This is a genomic window from Nitratireductor pacificus pht-3B, assembly GCF_000300335.1.
In the GTDB taxonomy this organism is placed as follows: Bacteria; Pseudomonadota; Alphaproteobacteria; order Rhizobiales; family Rhizobiaceae; genus Nitratireductor; species Nitratireductor pacificus.
Genome location: NZ_AMRM01000016.1, coordinates 84,653 through 105,904 on the forward strand (window position 1 = coordinate 84,653; position 21,252 = coordinate 105,904).

The 21,252-nt window shown below is 64.2% G+C and carries 26 protein-coding genes; 17 read left to right on the forward strand and 9 right to left on the reverse strand.

The features are described from left to right. Nucleotides 1-729 precede the first annotated feature (729 nt). The 5 genes from NA2_RS14650 to NA2_RS14670 all read left to right on the forward strand — a co-directional run bounded on the left by NA2_RS14650 (nucleotide 730) and on the right by NA2_RS14670 (nucleotide 3,237). Nucleotides 730-1,332, forward strand: a complete 603-nt coding sequence (locus tag NA2_RS14650) for a DsbA family oxidoreductase (protein WP_008597767.1) — start codon at nucleotides 730-732, stop codon at nucleotides 1,330-1,332. A gap of 79 nt (nucleotides 1,333-1,411) precedes the next feature. Beyond that, the gene (locus NA2_RS14655) at nucleotides 1,412-1,732 is read left to right on the forward strand and encodes a DMT family transporter (RefSeq protein WP_008597768.1); all 321 of its coding nucleotides are present in this window, start codon (nucleotides 1,412-1,414) and stop codon (nucleotides 1,730-1,732) included. 59 nt (nucleotides 1,733-1,791) lie between these two features. Continuing rightward, nucleotides 1,792-2,163 (forward strand): DMT family transporter, encoded by a 372-nt coding sequence (locus tag NA2_RS14660; protein WP_008597769.1) that lies wholly within the window; start codon nucleotides 1,792-1,794, stop codon nucleotides 2,161-2,163. Continuing rightward, entirely contained in the window at nucleotides 2,163-2,648 is a 486-nt protein-coding gene (locus NA2_RS14665) for a nucleoside deaminase (protein ID WP_008597770.1), read from the forward strand. The genes NA2_RS14660 and NA2_RS14665 overlap by 1 nt, the downstream gene beginning before the upstream one ends. A gap of 145 nt (nucleotides 2,649-2,793) precedes the next feature. After that, on the forward strand, nucleotides 2,794-3,237 hold the full coding sequence (locus NA2_RS14670; RefSeq protein ID WP_008597771.1) for a MarR family winged helix-turn-helix transcriptional regulator: 444 nt from the start codon (nucleotides 2,794-2,796) through the stop codon (nucleotides 3,235-3,237). A 46-nt stretch (nucleotides 3,238-3,283) separates the two neighbouring features. Here NA2_RS14670 and NA2_RS14675 read toward each other — a convergent pair whose 3' ends face one another. Next, nucleotides 3,284-4,210: a LysR family transcriptional regulator gene (locus NA2_RS14675; protein ID WP_040678076.1), complete on the reverse strand. Its 927-nt coding sequence runs from the start codon at nucleotides 4,208-4,210 to the stop codon at nucleotides 3,284-3,286. A 102-nt stretch (nucleotides 4,211-4,312) separates the two neighbouring features. Here NA2_RS14675 and wrbA point away from each other — a divergent pair, with 102 nt between their 5' ends. The 6 genes from wrbA (at nucleotide 4,313) to NA2_RS14705 (ending at nucleotide 8,629) form a co-directional block, all read left to right on the forward strand. After that, nucleotides 4,313-4,939 carry an NAD(P)H:quinone oxidoreductase gene (gene wrbA / locus NA2_RS14680; RefSeq protein WP_008597773.1) on the forward strand — a complete coding sequence of 209 codons (627 nt, stop codon included), beginning with the start codon at nucleotides 4,313-4,315 and terminating at the stop codon, nucleotides 4,937-4,939. Beyond that, nucleotides 4,936-6,135, forward strand: a complete 1,200-nt coding sequence (locus NA2_RS14685) for an MFS transporter (RefSeq protein WP_008597774.1) — start codon at nucleotides 4,936-4,938, stop codon at nucleotides 6,133-6,135. Before wrbA ends, NA2_RS14685 begins: the two co-directional genes overlap by 4 nt. A 46-nt stretch (nucleotides 6,136-6,181) precedes the next feature. After that, nucleotides 6,182-6,571: a VOC family protein gene (locus NA2_RS14690; protein WP_008597775.1), complete on the forward strand. Its 390-nt coding sequence runs from the start codon at nucleotides 6,182-6,184 to the stop codon at nucleotides 6,569-6,571. 99 nt (nucleotides 6,572-6,670) lie between these two features. Next, nucleotides 6,671-7,099 (forward strand): carboxymuconolactone decarboxylase family protein, encoded by a 429-nt coding sequence (locus NA2_RS14695; RefSeq protein ID WP_008597776.1) that lies wholly within the window; start codon nucleotides 6,671-6,673, stop codon nucleotides 7,097-7,099. Between the two features lies 1 nt (nucleotide 7,100). After that, nucleotides 7,101-7,991 (forward strand): RNA polymerase sigma factor SigJ, encoded by an 891-nt coding sequence (gene sigJ, locus NA2_RS14700; RefSeq protein ID WP_040678039.1) that lies wholly within the window; start codon nucleotides 7,101-7,103, stop codon nucleotides 7,989-7,991. 83 nt (nucleotides 7,992-8,074) lie between these two features. After that, on the forward strand, nucleotides 8,075-8,629 hold the full coding sequence (locus NA2_RS14705) for a GNAT family N-acetyltransferase (protein WP_008597778.1): 555 nt from the start codon (nucleotides 8,075-8,077) through the stop codon (nucleotides 8,627-8,629). 48 nt (nucleotides 8,630-8,677) lie between these two features. Here the strand turns inward: NA2_RS14705 and NA2_RS14710 are convergent, their stop codons facing one another. Continuing rightward, complete coding sequence (locus NA2_RS14710) at nucleotides 8,678-9,583, reverse strand: LysR family transcriptional regulator (RefSeq protein WP_008597779.1); 906 nt, start codon at nucleotides 9,581-9,583, stop codon at nucleotides 8,678-8,680. Between the two features lie 128 nt (nucleotides 9,584-9,711). On the opposite strand from NA2_RS14710, the gene NA2_RS14715 reads away from it, so the two are divergent. The 3 genes from NA2_RS14715 to NA2_RS14725 all read left to right on the forward strand — a co-directional run bounded on the left by NA2_RS14715 (nucleotide 9,712) and on the right by NA2_RS14725 (nucleotide 11,470). Continuing rightward, complete coding sequence (locus tag NA2_RS14715) at nucleotides 9,712-10,257, forward strand: carboxymuconolactone decarboxylase family protein (protein WP_008597780.1); 546 nt, start codon at nucleotides 9,712-9,714, stop codon at nucleotides 10,255-10,257. Nucleotides 10,258-10,335: 78 nt separating this feature from the next. Next, nucleotides 10,336-10,812 (forward strand): nuclear transport factor 2 family protein, encoded by a 477-nt coding sequence (locus NA2_RS14720; RefSeq protein WP_008597781.1) that lies wholly within the window; start codon nucleotides 10,336-10,338, stop codon nucleotides 10,810-10,812. 31 nt (nucleotides 10,813-10,843) lie between these two features. Then, nucleotides 10,844-11,470: a pyridoxamine 5'-phosphate oxidase family protein gene (locus NA2_RS14725; protein WP_008597782.1), complete on the forward strand. Its 627-nt coding sequence runs from the start codon at nucleotides 10,844-10,846 to the stop codon at nucleotides 11,468-11,470. Nucleotides 11,471-11,639: 169 nt separating this feature from the next. Here the strand turns inward: NA2_RS14725 and NA2_RS14730 are convergent, their stop codons facing one another. The 7 genes from NA2_RS14730 to NA2_RS14760 all read right to left on the reverse strand — a co-directional run bounded on the left by NA2_RS14730 (nucleotide 11,640) and on the right by NA2_RS14760 (nucleotide 18,177). Further along, entirely contained in the window at nucleotides 11,640-12,431 is a 792-nt protein-coding gene (locus NA2_RS14730; RefSeq protein ID WP_244423654.1) for an aspartate dehydrogenase, read from the reverse strand. A gap of 25 nt (nucleotides 12,432-12,456) precedes the next feature. Then, nucleotides 12,457-13,158: an ABC transporter ATP-binding protein gene (locus tag NA2_RS14735; protein ID WP_008597784.1), complete on the reverse strand. Its 702-nt coding sequence runs from the start codon at nucleotides 13,156-13,158 to the stop codon at nucleotides 12,457-12,459. Next, entirely contained in the window at nucleotides 13,152-13,910 is a 759-nt protein-coding gene (locus NA2_RS14740) for an ABC transporter ATP-binding protein (protein WP_008597785.1), read from the reverse strand. The genes NA2_RS14735 and NA2_RS14740 overlap by 7 nt, the downstream gene beginning before the upstream one ends. Then, nucleotides 13,907-14,893: a branched-chain amino acid ABC transporter permease gene (locus NA2_RS14745; protein WP_008597786.1), complete on the reverse strand. Its 987-nt coding sequence runs from the start codon at nucleotides 14,891-14,893 to the stop codon at nucleotides 13,907-13,909. The genes NA2_RS14740 and NA2_RS14745 overlap by 4 nt, the downstream gene beginning before the upstream one ends. Before the next feature lie 9 nt (nucleotides 14,894-14,902). Further along, nucleotides 14,903-15,817, reverse strand: a complete 915-nt coding sequence (locus tag NA2_RS14750) for a branched-chain amino acid ABC transporter permease (protein ID WP_008597787.1) — start codon at nucleotides 15,815-15,817, stop codon at nucleotides 14,903-14,905. A 73-nt stretch (nucleotides 15,818-15,890) separates the two neighbouring features. Then, nucleotides 15,891-17,060 (reverse strand): ABC transporter substrate-binding protein, encoded by a 1,170-nt coding sequence (locus NA2_RS14755; protein ID WP_008597788.1) that lies wholly within the window; start codon nucleotides 17,058-17,060, stop codon nucleotides 15,891-15,893. A gap of 172 nt (nucleotides 17,061-17,232) precedes the next feature. Beyond that, complete coding sequence (locus NA2_RS14760; protein WP_008597789.1) at nucleotides 17,233-18,177, reverse strand: LysR family transcriptional regulator; 945 nt, start codon at nucleotides 18,175-18,177, stop codon at nucleotides 17,233-17,235. A 159-nt stretch (nucleotides 18,178-18,336) separates the two neighbouring features. On the opposite strand from NA2_RS14760, the gene NA2_RS14765 reads away from it, so the two are divergent. From NA2_RS14765 to NA2_RS14775, 3 genes are all read left to right on the forward strand, one after another. Next, nucleotides 18,337-19,500 carry an FAD-dependent oxidoreductase gene (locus tag NA2_RS14765; RefSeq protein WP_008597790.1) on the forward strand — a complete coding sequence of 388 codons (1,164 nt, stop codon included), beginning with the start codon at nucleotides 18,337-18,339 and terminating at the stop codon, nucleotides 19,498-19,500. A 47-nt stretch (nucleotides 19,501-19,547) separates the two neighbouring features. Further along, a complete protein-coding gene (locus NA2_RS14770) occupies nucleotides 19,548-20,336 on the forward strand; it encodes an alpha/beta fold hydrolase (protein ID WP_008597791.1) in 789 nt (262 codons plus the stop codon). 128 nt (nucleotides 20,337-20,464) lie between these two features. Further along, the gene (locus NA2_RS14775; protein WP_244423655.1) at nucleotides 20,465-21,250 is read left to right on the forward strand and encodes an alpha/beta hydrolase; all 786 of its coding nucleotides are present in this window, start codon (nucleotides 20,465-20,467) and stop codon (nucleotides 21,248-21,250) included. Nucleotides 21,251-21,252: the final 2 nt, after the last annotated feature.

Consider the following 21,252-nt stretch of genomic DNA (forward strand, 5'->3'; position numbering starts at 1 on the left):
TTCCGAAGCCTCTGCTTTTACGTTCTTGTGCGGGTGTCAGGTGATTCCACCCGACTGCACGCGCCATGGTTTCCGAACGGGAAACCGGGGCCGGGTGACGCGCGCGCGGACCGCGAGGCCTGTCAGGATGACACCGCGTCACTCCCGCATGATCATATGAAATGATCGAGACGATGAAGATTCCATCACTTCACCAGTTCGGGTTTTGCGTGCAGTTTCAGTTCCATCCGAACAGCCGAAACCGGAGCGTTGATGGCCGAAATCCCGAGATTCCGTGTGTCTTCCCGCGCCCGTCCGCAAATCTCCGCCTCGGCGGCAGAGGACGGGAAGGGGGACGAAATCTGCCTGGCCGACGGTCGGTCGCGGCTGTGATGCCGGCGCTGTCTTTCAGCGCGAAAGGCGAAGCGTCGCGGCTTTGCGGGTGATCGCCGGCTCTTCCCCGTAATCATCAGACGTGGCCTGCCGCAGTGCCGCGGTGCTGCACGAGGCGGTTCCCCAGCACGAAACTGCCTGATCCCGGGCGCTCGTCCGCTTCCCGCGAGCGGTACCGTCGCTTCGAAAGGGATGCGGGTCCATCGCCCCGGCCTCGGGGCCGCATCGATCTTGCGGACAAATTACGGCTTACCCACGCCGCGGCAAGAAAATAAGATGCTTGCACATACATGTATATTGACAGTGCTCCCTGCTTCGAGATATTGCATGTGCATACACATAATTTGGAGATCGCGAATGCGCACCGTCACCGTCTATTCCGACTATGTCTGTCCGTTCTGCCTGCTTGCCGAGCAGGTTCTGTCCGATGCCATCGGCGATCGGGACATCCGCATATCCTGGCGCGCTTTCGAGTTGCGGCCCGAGCCTGTGCCGACGCTGCGCCCCGAGGATCCCTACCTGCCCGCGATCTGGAAGAAGGCGGTCTATCCGCGCGCGGAAAGGCTGGGGGTTCCGATCAGGCTGCCGTCGATCTCGCCGCAGCCGCGGACGGACAAGGCGTTCGAGCTGTTGGCGCTGGCGCAGGACAGGGGGCTCGATCATCCGTACTCCATGCGGGTTTTGCGCGCCTTCTTTCAGGAGGATCGCGACATCGGGGATCCCGAAATCCTGATCGAACTGGCGGCCGAGGCGGGGATCGATCCCGGCGAGGCGCGTCGGGCGCTCGAAACCGGTGCCTATGCGGAACGCCATCGCGAGGCGCTGCGCCATGCGCGGGAAGACATGGCGATCACCTCGGTTCCCACGATCGTCGTCGGCGAGCAGGTCTTTCGGGGCACGCCGCCGGCGGACGAATTGCTCCAGGCGCTCGAACGGCTTGAAGGCGCCGCCGACCGGTAGCGTCGGACCAACAGGAAAAACCGCCGACACGGTCGGCACATGACCTCAGAAACGCACCACTCAAAAAAGGATAGTTGCAATGAGCTGGCTTTATCTCGGAATCGCCGTGATCTTTGAGATCGCGGTTGCAATCAGTGCAGGCAATGCAAAGGGGTTCACCCGTCTGTGGTGGACGATCGCGACGCTCGTCAGCGGGGCCATCGCCACCTTCTTCCTCAGCCTGGCGCTGCTCACCTTCGACGTCGGCGTCGGATACGCGATCTGGACCTCCGTCTCCGGCGTCGGGATCGTCATCCTCGGCGCGCTGTTCTTCGGCCAGCAACTGGGCTGGAAGAAGGCGCTGGGCATCCTCTTCGTCATCGGGGGCGTTGTCGGCCTGCGCCTCAGCGGCGCCGCCTGACGGCCGTCACCCTTACCCCAATCCTCCATATTCCATCCTGATCGAAAGGAACCCAAGACATGGACACAACCCACAAGACCCAGAGCAGCGGCGCGGCATGGGGCATGCTGCTTCTCGCCAGCATCTTCGAGATCGGCTACGCGCTCAGCGTAGGCGGCAGCCAGGCTTTCACCGTGCTGAGCTGGTCGGTCGCCGCGGTCGTTTTCTTCCTGCTCACACTCTACTTCCTGAGCGCCGCGCTCCGCACCATCGACGTCGGAATCGGCTATGCGGTATGGGCCGGCATCGGCTCGGTCGGCGCGGCCGTTCTCGGCAGCATGCTGCTCGACCAGCCCCTGACGCTGGTCCAGGCCTTCTGGCTTGGCGTCATCATCGCGGGCGTCGTCTGGCTGAAGCTCGCCGACAGCGCCAGGCTGCAGGGACAGGGCTGATGGCTGCCGGACCTTCGGCGCGGTTCGCACGGCTCATGGAGGAGGCGGTCGCCTTCTCCATGGACCATGTCCACGAAGGCGGCATTCCCTTCACCGCTTTCGTCGTCGACCACGACGGCACCATTCTGGGGCGTGGGGTCAACCGCGTCCGCGAGCACCACGACCCGACGGCGCATGCCGAAGTCGAGGCGATCCGGGATGCCTGCCATAAGCATGGGAGGACGGACCTGCGGGGCGCGACGCTTCTGGCGTCGGGAGAACCGTGCGCGATGTGCTACATGAGCGCGCTTTACGCTGGTATCGGGCAGGTGCTTTTTGCCGCCGACCGCGACGAGGCCGCCGAGCACGGCTTCGACTATCGCGGCACATACCGCCTCTTCGCCCAGGACCCGGCAGGATGGCAGTCCCCTTCCGCGCAGAAGCTTCCCGTGCCGGGCGCGGTGGGTCCATTCCTCGCGTACGGCGCGAAGCGCCGCTTTCCTTAGGTCGCTTGCCTTTCCGCATTCAGGCGGGGCCGGGCGGTTCCGCCTGATTGCACAAATCACTGTCGAGGATATCGACTTGCCTTGGTCCTTGCATGAACATACATGTTTCAGCGCAAGGATTGTTTTCCGCAAAGGGATGCCACTCATGTCCAAGAGAAGCGATTCCTGGCTGGCGCTGGTCCAGGCCGTGGCGAATGTCGAAGTCGAGCTTGGAAAAATACTCCAGGAGCAGCACGGCATCGGCCTTTCGGATTACCGTGCGCTCGATGTCCTCGCGCGGTCGCCTGACAGCGAACTGCGCATGCAGGAGCTGGCCGCCTATCTGCAGCTGAACCAGAGCTCCGTATCGCGCATGGTGGAGCGGCTGGAGCGCGGCGGTCTCACCAACCGGGACCTTTGCCCGGACGACAAGCGGGGCGTCTACACCGTGCTCACCGAGAAGGGCCGCGCGCGTCTGGAGGCGGCGCAGCCCGATTACGAACGGGCGCTTGGCGAGGTCTCGGACAGGCACCGGGGTTCGGACGTCCTGTCCGCAGCGTTCAACGCGGCCGGCGACCTGCCGCTGAAGTTCCGGCCGGCAGCGGGCTGACGCCCGGCAGGTCCGGAAGCACCGGCCGGGCGCAATGCCACGGGCCTCATCCAGGCCTGTCGGCGGAGCCTGCGCCGAGCGCCAGGAGGTTGTCCGCAAGCTGTCTCGCCGCCGGGCCCAAGGCTTCGTCTAGGCGGTGCGCGACATAGGCCTGGGAGGTGACCTCGCCATTCTTTCCGAGCGCGCCGACATTGAGCCTGACGAGCCGGCCCTGCTCGATGTCGCGTTCGACGAGCCACAGGGGCAGGCGGCCCCAGCCCACCCCGCCGAGGATGAGGCTGTGCTTGGCGTCCTGCGTGTTGACCCGGCAGGTCTGCGGGGAGATCACCCCGAAGTCGCGGCCGGCGGACATGTCGGAGGGGTCGGAGAGCACGATCTGAAGATGGTCGGCCAGATCCAGAGCCTCCAGGACTCGGCCGGGCGCGCCCTCGGCGAGCGGGTGGCTGGCGGCGACCACGGCAAGCTGCGTGATGGACGCCAGCGCATCGAACCTGATGCGCGGATCGCGGAAATCCTCGCCGACCATGACGGACAGCGCGCAGCGCTTCTGCTTCAGGGCCTCGAGCGGACCGCCGAGCGGCTCGACGCGGACGCGGACGGAAACGGACGGGAATGTCTGCCGCATTCGTGAAATGGCCCGGCCGACCCGTTGCAATGGATAGAGCGTGTCGACGGCGATGCCGATTTCGGTCTCGACGCCTTCCGCGAATCCACGCGCTTTCGCGCGCAGGAGATCGACGCGGAGGATGATGTCGCGGGCATTGCCGAGAAGCACCTGGCCCTGCGGCGTCAGGACCGGCCGGTGGCCGGAGCGGTCGAACAGCTCCACGCCGAGCTGTGCCTCGAGATTGGCGATCGCGACGCTCACGCCCGACTGGACGCGCGAGAGTTTCCTGGCGGCCGCCCGAAAGCTCCCGCTGTCTGCGATGGTGACGAAGGTGCGCACCTGGTCGAGGGTCAGGGCATCCAGCATGATCATTCCAAGTGATCAGTTTGATGAATATTATATCACTTAAAGCGTTCGCCATGCCGGTGCAACCTTGCTTCATCCATTCGCTGAAGCAAGGTTCATACGATGTCGAAGGTCCTCATCCTCTACTATTCCTCCTACGGCCATATCGAGACGATGGCCGGCGCGGTGGCCGAAGGCGTCCGCCAGGCCGGCGCTTCCGCCACACTGAGGCGCGTGCCGGAACTCGTGCCCGACAGCGTGGCGGCGGAGGCGGGATACAAGGTCGACCAGTCGGCGCCGGTGGCCACCGTGTCCGAGCTTGCCGATTACGATGCCATCATCGTCGGCACGCCGACGCGTTACGGCAACATGGCCTCGCAGATGAAGAATTTTCTCGACCAGACCGGGGCCCTCTGGTTCGAGGACAAGCTGGTCGGCAAGGTCGGCAGTGTCTTCACCTCCACCGGCAGCCAGCATGGCGGGCAGGAAACGACCATTCAGTCCACCCAGACCGTCCTCTTCCATCTCGGAATGATCATTGTCGGCCTGCCTTACAGCTTCAAGGGGCAGATGCGCATGGACGAAATCACGGGCTGCTCGCCCTATGGCGCGTCTACACTGGCCGATGACGGCGAGGGCGGCCATCGTCATCCGAGCGAAAACGAACTCGATGGCGCGCGCTTCCAGGGACGGCATGTCGCCGAGATCGCGTCGGCGCTGGCGGCCGGCCGGCAGGGCAGGGCGGCATGACCGGCGATCTTGCGCGAGCCGAGCCGTCGTCCACGCGCTGGGCGGCCGTCTTCCTCATCGTCGTCGCGGGCATCGTTGCCGCGCTGCAGGTCGGCAAGGCGTCCATCGCCGCGCCGATGCTGCAAGGCGATCTCGGCATCGGGCTGACGGCTCTCGGCTGGCTGACCGGCATTTTCGCGGTTCTCGGGCTGTTCGGCGGCATTCCCACAGGGGCGCTCGTCGCCAGTTTCGGCGCCCGACGCCTGCTCGTCGTCGGACTGCTGGTCACCACCGCCGGCGCTGCAATCGGGGCGCTCGTCACGAACCTTTCGGGGCTTCTCGTCTCGCGCGTCGTCGAGGGGGCCGGGTTTCTGCTGATCACCGTGGCCGCGCCTTCGATCCTGGGCCGTGTCGCACGGGCCGCCGACCGCGACCTGGCCTTCGCGCTCTGGAGTTGCTTCATGCCGGTCGGCATGGCGGTGGCGATGCTGGCGGGACCCGCGTTCGAGGACTGGCGCGTGATGTGGTGGGCGAGCGGCGCTCTTGCGCTCGCCGTCTGCCTGCTCGTGCCGCTCATCGTTCCGGCCGCCGGCGATCGAAGCGCGTGGTCGTGGAGCAGGCTGCGAACCGACACGGCTGCGGTTTTCAGCAGCGGAGGCGCAATCGGGCTTGCCGTCACCTTCGCGCTTTACAGCCTGATGTTCTTTGCACTGTTCAGCTTCCTGCCTGTCCTCTTGATGGAGCAGATGGGCGTTTCCCACCAGACCGCGGGCCTCCTGAGCGCGCTTGCCTCCGTGGTGAACGTGATCGGCAACCTGGCGGCGGGCTTCATGCTGTCCCGCGGGGTCGGCCGGCCGACGCTGCTGATCGGCGCCTGCCTGGTCATGGGGGTGGCGAGCCTCGGCATTTTTCTCCCTGTGCTGCCGGCCACGGCGACATTCCTTCTCTGCGTCCTGTTCTCCGCCGTCGGCGGCCTCATCCCGGCGACGCTTCTGTCATCGGCCCCGATCGTCGCGCCGACCGCGAGCCTGGTGCCGGTGGTCATCGGCCTGATCGTTCAGGGCAACAATCTGGGCCAGATCCTGGGGCCGACCGCGGTCGGCGGCGCGATCGACCGGTTCGGCTGGAGTTCCGCGGCCTTCATCGTCGCCAGCGCGGCCCTGGTGGCGGTTGCCGTTGTGGCCGCATTCGGCCGCCGGATCCGGCCGCAACCCTGAACTGATTCACTCGTGTTCGCAGTGCCAAAAGGAAAGGAGCGCTTCGATGAGCGTGGATTTCAATCACACAATTCTTCCGGCCAGGGATTCCCGGTCGTCGGCCGTCTTCCTGGCCGAAATGCTGTCGCTGCCGGAGCCGAGGAAATGGGGACCGTTCTGGATGGTCACCACCGACAATGGCGCCAACCTCGACTACATGGACGTCGATCGCCCGATCGCTCCCCAGCACTATGCGTTCCTGGTCGACGATGAGAGCTTCGACGCGATCCTCGCCCGCATCGAGAAGGCTGGTCTGGCGTACTGGGCGGACCCCGGCCGGTCGACGCCCGGTTTGAACCGGCACGATGGGGGCCGGGGGCTCTATTTCGACGATCTCGAGGGACATCTCCTCGAGGTCATCACGCGCCCCTATGGCAGTGGCGGCTGGCAGCCCTGAAACAGCGCGCCGGCGGCTGTGCCGGCTTTTTCGACGTGGCACGTCACAAACCGGCGGGCTGGATCGTCACGGTGATACAACCTCACCATGGAGCCTTCGATGACAACCACTCCCGTAAACCACCACAAGAACGTCCCCGCTGTTTTCGCCTCGCTGGAGAAGGTTCACGGCGCGATCGACGAGCACGGTCTCGACCGGATGCTGCATCATCTCGTGCAATTGCGTGCGTCGCAGATCAACGCCTGCGCCTATTGCGTCAAGATGCACACGAAGGAAGCGCGCGACGACGGGGAAACCAACGAACGCCTGGACCGCCTGACGGTGTGGGCGCATGTCGGCGATTTCACGCCCAGGGAACGCGCGGCGCTCGCCTGGACCGAGGCGCTCACGCAGCTTGACCGCAAGACCGACTACGGCTCCCTGCGCGCCGAGCTGCGCGAGCACTTCAGCGAAGCGGAGATCAGCGCGCTGACCGCGACAGTCGCGATGATCAATCTGTGGAACCGCGTCCAGATATCCGCCCACTGACATGCGGCAGCCCGAGACAGCCATGTTCGAGAACCGTCGTCCATTCCTGACCGGGCTGGCTTACCGCATCCTCGGCTCGCTGGCCGAGGCCGAGGATGCGGTTCAGGACACCTATCTCAAGTGGCAGGCGAGCGAGCGCGGGACCATCTCCAATCCGGCCGGCTGGCTGACCGCCGCCTGCACGCGCCGCTGCATCGACATGCTCAGATCGGCCCGCCGGACGCGGGTCGATTATGTCGGTGCGTGGCTGCCGGAGCCGATCCAGACGATGATCGAAGAGACCCCGGAGGGCGCGGCGGAGCTGTCGTCCACACTCTCGCTCGCCTTCATGCTCGTTCTCGAACGGCTCGCGCCGAAGGAACGGGCCGCCTATCTCCTGCGGGAGATTTTCGACCAGCCCTATGCGGATGTGGCGGCGGCACTGGACGTGACGGAGGCCACGTGCCGAAAGCTGGTCTCGCGCGCCCGCAACCGCATCGGACGCGAGGAGACGGGCGCGGTCGTTCCGAAGGAGCGGCAGGATGCGCTGCTCGCGGCGTTCCAGGCGGCGATCGCGACGGGAAGCACGGCGCGGCTCGCGAGGCTGATGCGGGAGGACATCGAGCTCAGGGCCGATGGCGGGGGCAAGGTGCTGGCGCTGCTGCATCCGCTGTCGGGGAAGGCCGATGTGCTCGGCTTCGTCGGCAAAATCCTCAACCGGTCCTGGTCCGGGTACAAATGGCAGCGGGTCGACATCAACGGCACCCGTGGCGCGCTTGTTTTCGACGGCCCCGATCTCGTCGCCTCCGTCAGCCTCGCCTCAGATGCGCAGGGCGCGCTCAGCGGCATCTACATCATGCGCAATCCCGACAAGCTGGCCCGTCTCGCCGACGCCGACAGAACGATACGATGACCGCCTCGTCGTCGGATCCGGCGCGTCTTTCGGGCGCTTCGCCGCGTCGGAGCCCACTGTTTGACAAGCAAGGAGACACACATATGCAGCTGGAGCAGGTGGCTTTCCGTGAGCCTGATGCGGACCTGTTCAATCGCCTTCTGCCGGTCGCGCGACGCGTGTTTGCCGACACGTTCTCGCACCGCTACGAGCCTGCGGCCTTCGAGCGCTTCTGCGAGGAGGTCTATCGACCCGGCGGGACCATGTCGCGGGACTTCGATGCGCCCGGAATTCGATGGCGTGTCGCGATGGCGGCGGGCGAACCGATCGGCTATGCCAAGCTTACGCCGCTTCGCGCGCCGGCCGCCGACCCGGACCCAGGGGCCCTGGAACTCCAACAGCTCTACGTCGTGCGGGAGTGGCACGGTTCGGGGGTTGCAGGCCATCTGATGGAGTGGGCCCTGGAAACCGCCCTGACCGAGAGCGTCGGTGAGGTTTACCTCACCGTCTTCGACCACAACGAGCGGGCCAAGCGCTTCTATGCCCGCTACGGCTTCGAGGAAGTGGGGCGATGCACGTTTCGGCTCGGCGACCGTGTCGATGACGATCGCATCTGGCGTGTGCGCCTGCAGTCCCGAGGTTCCGCGGGCAAGGCCTGATCCGATTGCCGGTGTCAGGCCCGGGCACGGCGTGTCGCTGCCGGCCAATCACGTTGCCAGCCGATCAAGGGCGCTCCGCAGCCGCGGGGCCGCATGATCGATGAACGCGCGGGTCTTGGGCGCGACGAGGCGCGCGTGGGGGTAGACGAGATGCACCGGGACCGCGGACGGCGTGAACGGATCGAGCACCGGCACGAGTTTCCCGGCACGGATCTGGTCGCTCACCATATAGGACAGCGCGATCGTGATGCCGTTGCCCATCTCTGCGGCCTGTATGGCGGCCACCGCATCGTTGATCTCGAATGTCGGGCGCAGGGCGACGCTGCCCGGCTTCTGGCCGTTCTGGAAGCGCCATTCGCGGTTCGGCATCAGGCCGGTGAAGGCGAGGATCGCGTGGAACCTGAGGTCCGCCGGTGTTTCAGGCATGCCGCGCCTTGCAAGATAGTCCGGGCTTGCCACCAGCATGCGGCGGACCGATCCGATCCGCTTGGCGATCAGATTCGAGTCCGGCAGATGGCCGATGCGTACCGCCACATCGATCCCTTCCTCGATGAGGTTGACCACCCGGTCGAGCAACAGGACCGACGCTGTGACGCGCGGATATCGGCTGAGGAAACTGCAGACGACCGGAGGCAGCGCGGATCGCCCGAACGTCACCGAAGCCGTGACGTTGAGATGACCCTGCGGCGAAGCGGTCTCGCCCACGGCCTCCTTCTCGGCGGTGTCGAGATCCGTCACGAGGCGTCGCCCGGCCTCGAGGAAGCGCTGCCCGACATCCGTGATCGAAAGGCTCCGCGTGGTGCGGTTGAAGACGCGGGCGCCGAGCCGCTCCTCGAGCGCCGCTATCGCCCGCGTCACGGCTGGAGGGGACAGGCGCAGCTGCCGGCCGGCCCTGGCGAAACTGCCCGCCTCCGCCACCGCGATGAACACTTCGATCTCGTGCAGTCGATCCATATATTATTCCCCTTTGCGAAATAATATATTTCATAGATCGGTTATTCTTTCAAATCCGTGATTGAAGCATCTTGCCCGCACTGGTGCCGCAGAGTACCGCAATCCCGACGTGAAAGGATCGACCTCCAATGGCCCGTGTTGACGTTATCGACCCGAAGACCGCCACAGGCGAAGCCAGGGAGCTTCTGGATGCCGTGCAGAGCGGTCTCGGTATGGTTCCGAACTTCATCCGCGTGCTGGCGAATTCGCCGGCCGCCCTGGCCGCATTCCTGGGTCTCCATGGCATTGCGGGAGCGGGTTCGCTCGACCCCCGGACGCGTGAGCGCATCGCGCTTGCCGTCGCGGAGCAGAATGCCTGCCAGTACTGCGTGTCCGCACACACCGCGATCGGCCTGAAGGCCGGCCTCGACAGTCAGGAGATGCTCGCCAATCGCGCCGGCCGGTCGTCGGATGCGAAGGCGCAGGCCGCGCTGGCCTTTGCCGGCGCGCTCGTGGAGCACACCGGCGAAGTGAGCAAGGCGGAGTTCGACGCGGTGCGCGCGGCCGGGCATTCCGACGCCGAGATCATCGAGATCATCACGCATGTGGCGATGAACATTTTCACCAACCTGCTCGGCAAGGCGACCCAGGTCGAAATCGACTTTCCCAGAATCGAGCTGAACCAGGTCGCCTGACCGGAAGCAATGCGTTCCGGCGGGGTTTCGACCGCGCCGCGCGCACATGGAAAAACGGAGAAGGACCTCATGAACGACATGACGCAGGCCGAAACCCGCCCGCCGCTGCCGCCTTTCACCCGCGAAACCGCGATCCGAAAAGTGCGGATGGCGGAGGACGCCTGGAACACGCGGGACCCGGAGCGGGTGTCGCGCGCCTACACGGAAGACTGCCGCTGGCGCAACAGGGCGGAGTTTCCGGCCGGTCGCGGCGAGATCGTCGCCTTCCTCGAGCGTAAATGGGCGCGCGAGCTGGAATATCGGCTGATCAAGGAGCTTTGGGCCTTTGCGGGGAACCGCATCTCGGTGCGCTTCGCCTATGAATATCGCGACGACACGGGGAACTGGTTCCGTGCTCACGGCAACGAGAACTGGGAATTCGACGAGCGCGGCCTGATGCGCCTGCGCCTGGCGAGCATCAACGACCAGCCGATTTCCGGGAACCAACGGCTGTTTCGCTGGCCGCAGGGGCCGCGCCCCGAGGGTCACCCGGGGCTTTCCGATCTGGGCCTTTGACGGTCAGACGCTCGATCCCGAAGGAGAAGCCATGCCGCATCATTTTGCCAGGATCGCTTTCACGCCGAACGTCAGGAAGATGCAGGAGGCGTTCGGCAGCCGGTCCTCCTACTCCCGCATGGAGGACAGGCCGGACGCGGTCAATCACCGCCTGACGGAAGCGGAGGCCGGCTTCATCGCGGCTCGAAACGCGTTCTACATGGCGACCGTCAGCGAGACGGGCTGGCCCTACATCCAGCACCGCGGCGGGCCGACGGGCTTTGTGCGGGTACTCGACGACAGCACGCTGGGATTTGCGGACTATCGGGGCAACCGCCAGTATATCAGCGTCGGGAACCTGATGACGGACGACCGGGTGTCCCTGTTCTTCATGGACTATCCGAACAGGACCCGTCTGAAGCTGTTCGGCCGTGCCAGGACCATCCCGCCTGATGATCAGGCGATGCTGTCGCGCCTCGAGGTGCCGGAATACCGGGCGCGGGTCGAGCGCGGCATTCTCATCGCTGTCGAGGGCTTCGACTGGAACTGCCCGCAGCACATTACCCGGCGCTATACGGACGAAGAGGCTGAGGGCGTGCTCTCCCGCCTGACGGCGCGGATCACGGAACTCGAAGCGCGACTGGCCCGCCAAGCAGGCAGGAACGGGGAGGAGCGATGAGGGGACGAACCCAAGAAGGGCAAAAACCTCAGGGGCGAGGCGAACAATCACTTCGAGGTCTTCGAGACCTTCGCTCATCCCCATGACGCCATCGGCGATCACGCGCTGCTTCAGATCGATCTTCAAGATTGCACAGCCGTCGGCGGGCGACGTGATGGCAATTCGCCCGCTAGCGTACCAGCGGAGAGACGCGATTCTCGAGGAGGCGTATCAGGCTGAGCGCGGTGAGTTCCGACGATTTCGGGTTGGTGGCCAGCGGCTCGTTCTCGATCGTCACATCCAGCTTTCCGAACGCACCTGACGCCACGATGCGGTGGCCGTTGCGCGTTGCATACGGATCGGCGACCATCGTCACCCGGGTCCGCTCGAACCCGACCCCCGCCATTGCAGATATGGCCGCTACATTGGCGTTCTGGGGAAACAGGTCGGCTGCCTGGCGCGCCGAACCGCTGAAAAAGGTGGTGACCTTATCGATGGCGTCGAGGTCGATCGATGCTTCCGCCGGCGTGCCGCGCCAGGCCGCCGGCGGCTTCACGATGAGATGCTCGACACTGTCCAGCGGCAGGACCGCGGCCGCCGCGAGCGCGTCGATGCCTCCAATCGCACCCGGCGGAACGATGATCTGGCAATCTCTTTCCTCGGCCAATGCCGTCAGTCGATCCCTCAACGCGTCGTCTCGGAACGCGCTGGTCGACGAGATCACGAAATCGCAGCCTTCCGTCAGCGCGACGGTGCCCCATGATTCGATACTGCAACGCCCGGCCGCTTCTATGACGATGTCGCAGTCGATGTTGCCAAGCTCTTCGGGGCGCGTGATCAGTAATGCGCCCTCGGGAAGACCGTCTCTCGGGGCTTCAATGTCGCGGACGGCGACGGCGACGATCACTATATCGCGCCGCATGCGCTCGCTTAGCAGCGCCACCACACGCCGGGAGATTGCCCCCCATCCGATCAGCGCCACGCGCAGGTGGCGCACGGTTTGTCGCTCAGATGCCGACATAGGAGTGAACCAGCTCCGCGTCGCGCTCGATGTCGGCGCTGCCGCCCGACCAGACCGTACGCCCTTTCTCAAGCACGAAGTGACGATCTGCGAGCCTTTTCAGGACCTGGATGTTCTTGTCGATCAGAAGGAGCGACTGGCCCTCGGCCTTCAGTCGCTCGACGCATGACCATATCTCTGCGCGGATCACAGGCGCCAGTCCTTCGGTCGCCTCGTCGAGGATGAGCAGCTGCGGATTGGTCATCAGAGCGCGCCCTATCACGAGCATCTGCTGCTCGCCACCCGAGAGTGTCGTCGCCGACTGGCGCGCGCGCTCACGCAGCCGCGGGAACATCTCGTAGACGCGTTCGAGCGTCCACGGGTCGCGCCGTCCCAACCGGTTGGCGGCTGTCGCGATCAGGTTCTCGCGAACAGTGAGTGTCGGGAAGACCTGCCTGCCTTCGGGCACGAGACCGACACCCATTCTGGCCACTGCTTCCGGAGTTGCCCGAACGACGGACCTGCCTCCGATTGTCACTTCACCACCCAGCGCCGGAAGCAGGCCCATGATCGTACGGATGGTTGTCGTCTTGCCCATGCCGTTGCGGCCGAGCAGCGTAACCACCTCGCCTTTGGCGACTTCCAGCGAAATATCGAAGAGTACCTGGCTCGCTCCATAGGCGGCCTTGAGGCCGTGGACGCTCAACATGCCTCGTCTCCATCACCGAGATACGCCTTGCGGACCTCCGGATCACGCCGAATCTCGTCGGCAGTGCCCGAGGCGATGACACGGCCGTAGACCAGAACGGAAATGCGATCAGCGAGCTGGAAAACGGCTTCCATGTCATGCTCGACGAGCAGCATCGCCACATCCTTCTTCAACGCGCGAAGCGTTTTGATCATCTGCTGGCTCTCGGCATGGCCAAGGCCCGCCATCGGTTCGTCAAGGAGCAGGATGCGCGGTCTTGTGGCCAGGGCCACAACCAGTTCGAGCTGCTTGCGCTCGCCATGCGACAGGTTGGCGACGATTTCGTCTGCGCGCCCGGCGAGCCCGGCCGCTGCCAGACGGGTTTCAGCCTCGCCGCGCAAACCCTCGTCACGGTGCGCATTTCTCAGGAAGCGAAAACTGTGCCCCTGCCGAATCTGCACGGCGATGGCGACATTGTCGCGAACCGAGCAGTCGGGCAGGAGGCATGTGATCTGGAAGGTGCGAGCAAGACCGCGCGCGACGCGTGCAGCGGCTGGCAAAGCATCGATCGTTCGCCCGTCGAGGGCGATCGAGCCGCCATTGGGTCGCAGTTCGCCGGCGAGCTGGGCGATCAGCGTCGTCTTGCCAGCTCCATTCGGGCCGATCAGCGCGTGTATCTGCCCCGGCAGCACATCGAGATCCACGGAGTCGGTGGCAATCAGGCCTCCGAAATGCTTGACCAGTCCGCGAACGGCGAGAATGGGGGCGTTCATGTCTGCCTCCCGACGAGCCGTTGCGCCAACGCCTGAACGCCTCCGTGTGTGTAGAGCACCACAAACAGCAGGATCATGCCGACGCCGAGCTGCCAATACTCGGTCCACGACGCCAGGATGGACTCGAGCGCGATATAGACGGCGGCGCCGGCCAAGGGCCCGAAGAGTGTTCCGACCCCACCCAATATAACCATCACCATAAGCTCGCCCGACTTTGTCCAGTGCAGCATGTCGGGGCTTGCAAAGCGCAGGAAGTTCGCCATCAGCGCGCCGGCGCAGCCGGCCCCCATGCCGGAGATGACAAATGCAGCAAGCTTGTAGCGATAGGCGGGCAAACCGATCGCGGCCATGCGTTTCTCGCTCTGGCGCAGCCCATTGAGCACATTGGCGAACCGTGAGTTCACGAACCGCCATAGAAGAATGAAAAAGACTGTCGTCACTGCAAGGCAGACGTAATAGACGGTCTGCTTGTCGCGCATGTTCAGCCATGGAACCTCGTTGGCGCGCCGGATGATAAGACCGTCATCACCGCCATAGGCCTTCAGCGAGACGAACAGGAAGAAGAGCATCTGGGCGAAAGCCAGGGTGATCATGATGAACTGTACGCCGCTGGTGCGCAGCGAGAGGGCGCCGATGACCAGCGCGGCCAATCCGCTCACCAGGATGGCCGCGGGGAGCGTGATCAGCAGCTGGTTCGTTCCGGGGATGAAACCGAGCAGTGGATCGCCGGACGCATGGTGCGCATAGAGAATGCCGACCACATAGCCGCCGATCCCGAAGAATGCGGCGTGACCGAAGGACACCATCCCGCCATAACCGAGCACGATGTTCAGGCTGGCTGCGGCGATGCCGTAGATCAGGATGCGGGCGACCATCGATGTCAGTGCTGGCTGGCCCATTGCCTCTGCAAGCAGCGGCAGCGCGATTAGCAGGGCCAGAACCGCGAGCGCGATGAGTGGCCTTCCGAGTTTGGAGATCGACATGTGGGTGCCTCAGCTATCGGCCACGAAAAGGCCCTTGGGCCTGGCGAGAAGGACGAGTGCCATCAGCAGATAGATTCCCATCGAGGAGATACCCGCACCCAGAGCGTCGGCTTCGGACCCCACCATGAACTGGCGCAGGAGTCCCGGCAGATAGGCCCGCAGCAGGGTATCGACGACGCCAATGATCAGGCTGGCGTAGAACGCTCCCTTGATCGAGCCGACACCGCCGATCACCACCACGACGAATGTCGTGATGAGGATCTGTTCGCCCATGCCTACCTGGACGGCAAGAACAGGCCCGGCCATCAGGCCTGCAAGGCCGGCAAGCAGTGCGCCCAGCGCGAAGACGACTGTGTAGAGCATTCGGATATCGACACCGAGCGCGCGCACCATGTCGCGGTTGGTGGAACCGGCGCGGACCAGCATGCCGATACGCGTGCGGTTGATCAGGATGTAGAGACCGGCGGCAACCGCGAGACCGACGAGGATGATGACGAGACGGTACACGGGATAGAACAGGCCGGGCAGCAACTCGACCGACCCGCTGAACGCATCCGGCATCGGCGCGAATAGCGGCTGGCGTCCGAAAAAAATGGTGATCGCCTGATTGAGGATCAGGATGATCGCGAAGGTGGCCAGCACCTGATCGAGGTGATCCCGCCTGTAAAGGCGGCGGATGACGGCGACCTCCATCACGATCCCGGTGATCGCGGCCACCGCCAGGGCTGCCGGTACACCGAGCAGGAACGATCCTGTCTCGGTGATGACGAGCGTGCCCGCATAGGCGCCGACCATGTAGATCGATCCGTGCGCCAAATTTATAATGCCCATGATGCCGAAAATGAGCGTCAGCCCGGCGGCCATCAGGAACAGCATGACGCCGAACTGAAGCCCGTTGAGCGTCTGTTCGAAAAACAAGGTCATCGTGTCGACCGTAGTCCAGATCGTGGAAAAGACAGTCCTGCGCGGCAAGCCGTCCGCGCAGGGGAATGAAAGATCAGAGGGAACATTCCGCCACGTAGGCGTCGGAGTGATCGTCCAGAATCTTCTCGCCGGTCTTCAGCACCGGCTTGCCGTCCTCGCCCGCAACGACCTTGAGTGCGTACCAGTCCTGTACCGGGTGCTGGTTTGGTCCGAACGCGAAATCGCCGCGCACGGACTGGAAATCGGCCTTGCGCAGCGCTTCACGGAAAGCGTCGAGCTCGTGGAGATTGCCGCCGGTGGCTCTCAGGGCCGACGCGATGGCAAGTGCCGTGTCGTAGCCCTGGCTTGCGTAGTAGGTGATCGGGCGGTCGTATGCCTTGTTCCAGGCCGCGACGAACTGCTTGTTCGCCGGGTTGTCGAAGTCGGCGTTCCAATGGCTGGATACGTTGATGCCTATTGCGGCGTCGCCGACAGCGTTCAGGATGACGCCGTCCATCGAGGGCTCGGCCACCACCATCGGAACGGTCTCCAGAAGCCCCGCCTGCTGATACTGGCGCAGAAATGAAATGCCCAGGCCACCCGGATGGAACTGGAACACGACGTCCGGCTTGGCGTCACGGATCTGCGCCATCTCGGCCGCGAAGTCGGTCTGGTCGAGGCGGGTGTAGACTTCACCCACGATCTCGCCCTTGAAGAAGCGCTTGAACCCTGCAATCGCGTCCTTGCCGGCCTGGTAGTTGGGCGCCAGCACAAAGGCGTTGCTGTAGCTGAGGTTGCTGGCATTCTGGCCTGCGCTTTCATGCAGGCTGTCGTTCTGCCAGGACACGACGAAATAGTTCTCGTGGCATTCTTTGCCGGCAAAGTTGGATGGTGCCGCATTGGGACTGACATAGATAGCGCCGTTGTCGACGATATCGGGAACGGTTGCGCCGGCAACGTTGGAAAATACGATGCCGGTGAAGAGCTTGACGCCGTCATTGTTGAGGAACCGGTCGGCGATCTGGCGGCCATTGCCGGGCTTCAGTGCGTCATCTTCCACCATGACCGTTACCGGCACGCCGCCCAGCGTACCGCCCTCGGCGTCGATCGCCAGCTGGAAACCGTCTCGGATATCCTGGCCGAGATAGCCTGCAGGCCCCGACAGGGTGGTAATCATGCCGATCTTCACCGGCTCATTGGCCTGCGCGGCGCTGGCGGCAGCCAGCGCGATCGCCGAGGCGGCGGCAAATCTTATCAAACTCATCGATTTCTCCCCTGAAATGAGGTTCCCCAGCCGGCTGAAGATGGCGCTTCTCCTTGCACCTCTCTTGCGGCCTTCCCATCAGGCTTGGCGGAATCACGCTGGTGGTAAAGGGAAAACTCTTCAAGCGGATATGAGTTCAGTGAATAGCGGAGCGCTTTGTATTGCCAAACATTCAATCATGTGTCGGCCGACCGAAGCTCAGCTCGGAAGCGACGTCCCGCAGGGTCTCGATCAGGCCCTTGGCGGCCGGCGAGAGCCGCGCGTTGGCGCGTGTGGTGATGCCAAGCGAACGCCGGGTGGCGCCCAGCGACACCGGCAGAATCGTCATGATACCGGACGCCGCTTCCTGCCGGGCTGCCTGGATGGGCAGCACGCCGAGATAGTTGGCGTTGACCAGCAACCCCCTGTTCGTCAGCAGGGAGACCGATTCCACGGCATGCATTGGCGGCTCAAGGCCGTGCTGGCGAAAGGCCAGGTCGACTTGCCGCCTGAGGCTGGTTTCCTGCGGGGGAAGGATCCAGTCCCATTCCACAAGATCCCGTAACACCAGGGTTTCGCGTTGAGCCAGCGGGTGGCCGCTTCTGGCGACGACGCAGGCAAGGTCGTCCATCAGCGTTTCCTGTTCGACATCCTGCCGTTCACGATGCTCCGACAACCGGCCGACCACCAGATCGATTTCGCCGCTGCGCAGGGCGGGAACGAGAACGTCGCTGGTTCCTTCGACGATACGCACCACGATGCGCGGGCGTTGGCGGCGAAGGCGGGCGATGGCGCCGGGAAGCAGTTCGGCCGAGGCGGAAAGCAGCGTTCCGATGGCGATGCGCCCTCCAGTGCCATCACGCAGATCGGCAAGATGTTCCTCGGCATGGTCGAGCTGGGTGATGATGAAGCGGGCGTGCTCGGCGAGCGTTTCGCCGAATATGGTTGGCACCACCCCGCGGTTCGTGCGGTCGAACAGTGTCGCGTGGGTGAGCGCCTCGACCTCCTGAAGTGCCTTGGTTACGGCCGACTGGGTCATGTTCAGGCGCTTCGCCGCACCGACGAGATTGCCCTCCTCCAGGATGGCCACCACCATGCGCAGATGGCGGATCGTCAGTCGGCTGGCGAGAAGTTTCATGTTGTGCCGTACCCCCAAATACTCTCTGGATATTCACATGGCTCATAGCAAATTGGCAACTATTCATTTGTCTGAATAGCACGGACACGGAATCCTCGTCCCGGATTTGATGGAGCCTTGCGCCTGGACGGCCGGGGCTGGCGGAACCGGAGTGGAGCAGTGGCAGGACTGAATGGAGGCGGCGCGCAACGCAGGGCCGAAATCGCCGGAGCGGGAATCGGCGGTTTAACCGTTGCCGCTGCGCTGGCGCAGCGCGGCTGGCGGGTGACCGTTCATGAGCGCGCTGCGGACCTGCGGACCTTTGGCGCGGGCATCTATATCTGGAGCAACGGCCTTCGCGTTCTGAAAGCTCTCGGCGCCTATGACGAGGCGACGGCTGGGGCGCATGCCGGTCCGTTGTTCGAGACGCGCGACCATGAGAACCGCGTCATGGAGGAAATTCCGATCAACCGTCCCGGTTCGGCGCGCCTGATCACCATCCTGCGGGAGACGCTGACCCGGTCGCTGATCGACATTTGCAGGGCGAACGGGGTGGAAATTCGCACCTCGTCCGAAGTCGTCGGAGCGACCCCTGAGGGCGAGCTGCTGCTGGCTGACGGCAAGCGGCAAGCGGCCGATCTTGTCGTCGGGGCCGATGGGATCAACTCCGCCGTCCGCGATTCCCTGGACCTGCTCCTCTATCGCAAACATCTCGGCTACGGCGCCGTCCGGATGTTGATCGACAGGGTCGACGGTGACGTCGCCGAGGCGGATAAGGACAAGTATATCGAACACTTCTCCGGCAGCCGGCGCATTCTCTATACGCCGGCAAGCGCCCGGCATCTGTATATTGCTTTGTGCTGCACTTCGGACGACGAGGCCGCCTTGCGGGTGCCTTCCGACCGTGCCTTGTGGAGTGAAGCCTTTCCGCACCTGTCGCACCTTGTCGGCCGCTTCGGCAATGCCGGGCGCTGGGATGCATTCGAGGTGGTGAAACTGAAACGCTGGAGCAGCGGCGCAGCTGCCGTTCTGGGCGATGGCGCCCACGCCATGCCTCCCTATCTCGGGCAGGGTGGGGGCTGTGCCTTGATGAATGGTCTGGGGCTTGCCGTTGCGGTGGCCGACGCGGACGATATTCCTGCCGCACTCGATGCATGGGAAGCGCGGGAGCGTCCGCTCACCGAACATACCCAGGAGCAGTCCGAGCGCCAGGGCGACATGAACCTCTGGCCGGATGCGCTGCGCTCCCAGGTGCTGACCATCACCGGACGGTCCCGTGAACTGGCAATGCTGCGCCTGCGCACCGCCATGCACGTCCCCACCGGTGCTGTGGAGGCCGTCTGACGCCCGGTACCCGAAACTCATCGCATGACGACCCTTGGGAGGAACCCGTGAAGACAATACGCATCGGCGCCAATCCGTTCACCTATGACGAGGCGGGATCCGGTGATGCCGTGCTGCTCCTGTCCGGCTGGTGCCAGGATCACCGGCTGTTCAAGCATCTGGCGCCGGAACTGGCGCGTACGCACCGGGTGATCCGGCTGGATTGGCGCGGACATGGCGAAGACCGGAGCCATGACGGCGATTTCACGACGGCCGACCAGGCTTCCGATATTGTCGCTTTCGTCGATGCGCTCGGGCTGGAAAAGGTCGTTCCGGTGTCGACGTCGCACGGTGGCTGGGCCAACATCGAGGCCACGGACCGCCTTGGCGTCGGGCGCGTGCCGCGTTCTGTCGTCATCGACTGGATCATGGTGACGCCGAACGAATCCTTCTTCACCATGATCGATGAGCTCCAGGATCGCACGAACTGGGAGAACGGGCGTAGCGACTTCTTTGGCTACTGGATCGGCGATACCGACAATCGCGACATCGTCGATCACGTCAACAACGAGATGGCCGGGTTCGACTATGAAATGTGGGCGCGCTCGGGTCGCGAGATCGCCAGGGCCTATCGGAAATGGGGCAATCCCATGGCGCGCATGAAGGCCATAGCCGAGACGCGGCCCGTCACACACATCTTCTCCCAGCCCTTCGAGCAGGAGTATCTCGCCGCGCAACAGGAATTCGCTGTGTCAAACCCCTGGTTCCAGCCAACCAAGCTCAAGGGCACGACGCATTTCCCGACGCTCGAACAGCCACGCGCAGTCGCAGACACGATTCGCGCTTTCCTGAAATGACGGCCCCATCCGGTTCGGCAGCGGAACTGCTCGGCGCGCTTCGCGGCGAGGGCAGGCTTTCGCGCGAAGCGCTGGACCGCGACTACAATGCCCGTGCGACCGTGACATCCGCGCGTTTCGATGAGGAGATGCAGCGCTATCGCCAACTCTCCCAGCCGGCGCGCGCGATGCCTGGCGCAACACTGGATGTCGTCTATGACGAGATCAGCGGACAGACACTTGATATTTTTGGCGCTGCAGCACCCGGCGAGCGCCTCAAGCCTGTCTTTCTCTTCGTTCATGGCGGCTACTGGCGTGCGTTGTCGAAACTGGATTCCGCCTTCATGGCGCCGGCGCTTGCTGAGCGTGGGATCGCGACAGCCGTTCTCGACTACCGTTTGGCGCCGGCCGTTTCGCTGGCGGAAATCGTTCGCGAGGTTCGCCAGGCAGTGTCTTTCCTCTGGCGGCGCGGTGCGAATTACGGGGTCGATCCACAGCGCATCTTTGCGGGCGGAAGTTCGGCGGGAGGTCACCTCACCGGGACGCTGCTCGCAAACGGATGGCAGGCGGCAGCCCAGGTGCCGGAGAACGTCGTCAAGGGCGCGCTCACGATCAGCGGCCTTTTTCATCTGGCGCCGATCGCCGCTTCCTTCGTGCAGGAATGGATAGGCCTGACCCCGCGCGAGGTTGCCGAACTGAGCCCGGCCGAGCACATTTCGGGCATCGGCTGCCCGCTCATCGTCGCCTTTGCGTCGGGGGAACCCGCAGGCTTCGGCAGGCAATCCCGCGCCTATCACCAACTTTGGCGCGAAGCCGGACATGAATGCGGATTCATGGAGATCCCCGACCGTAATCATTTCGACGTCGTTCTCGACCTTGCCGACCCCGAGACAATGCTTTCACACGCATTGACCGAACTGGTGAGGCGCGGCTGATG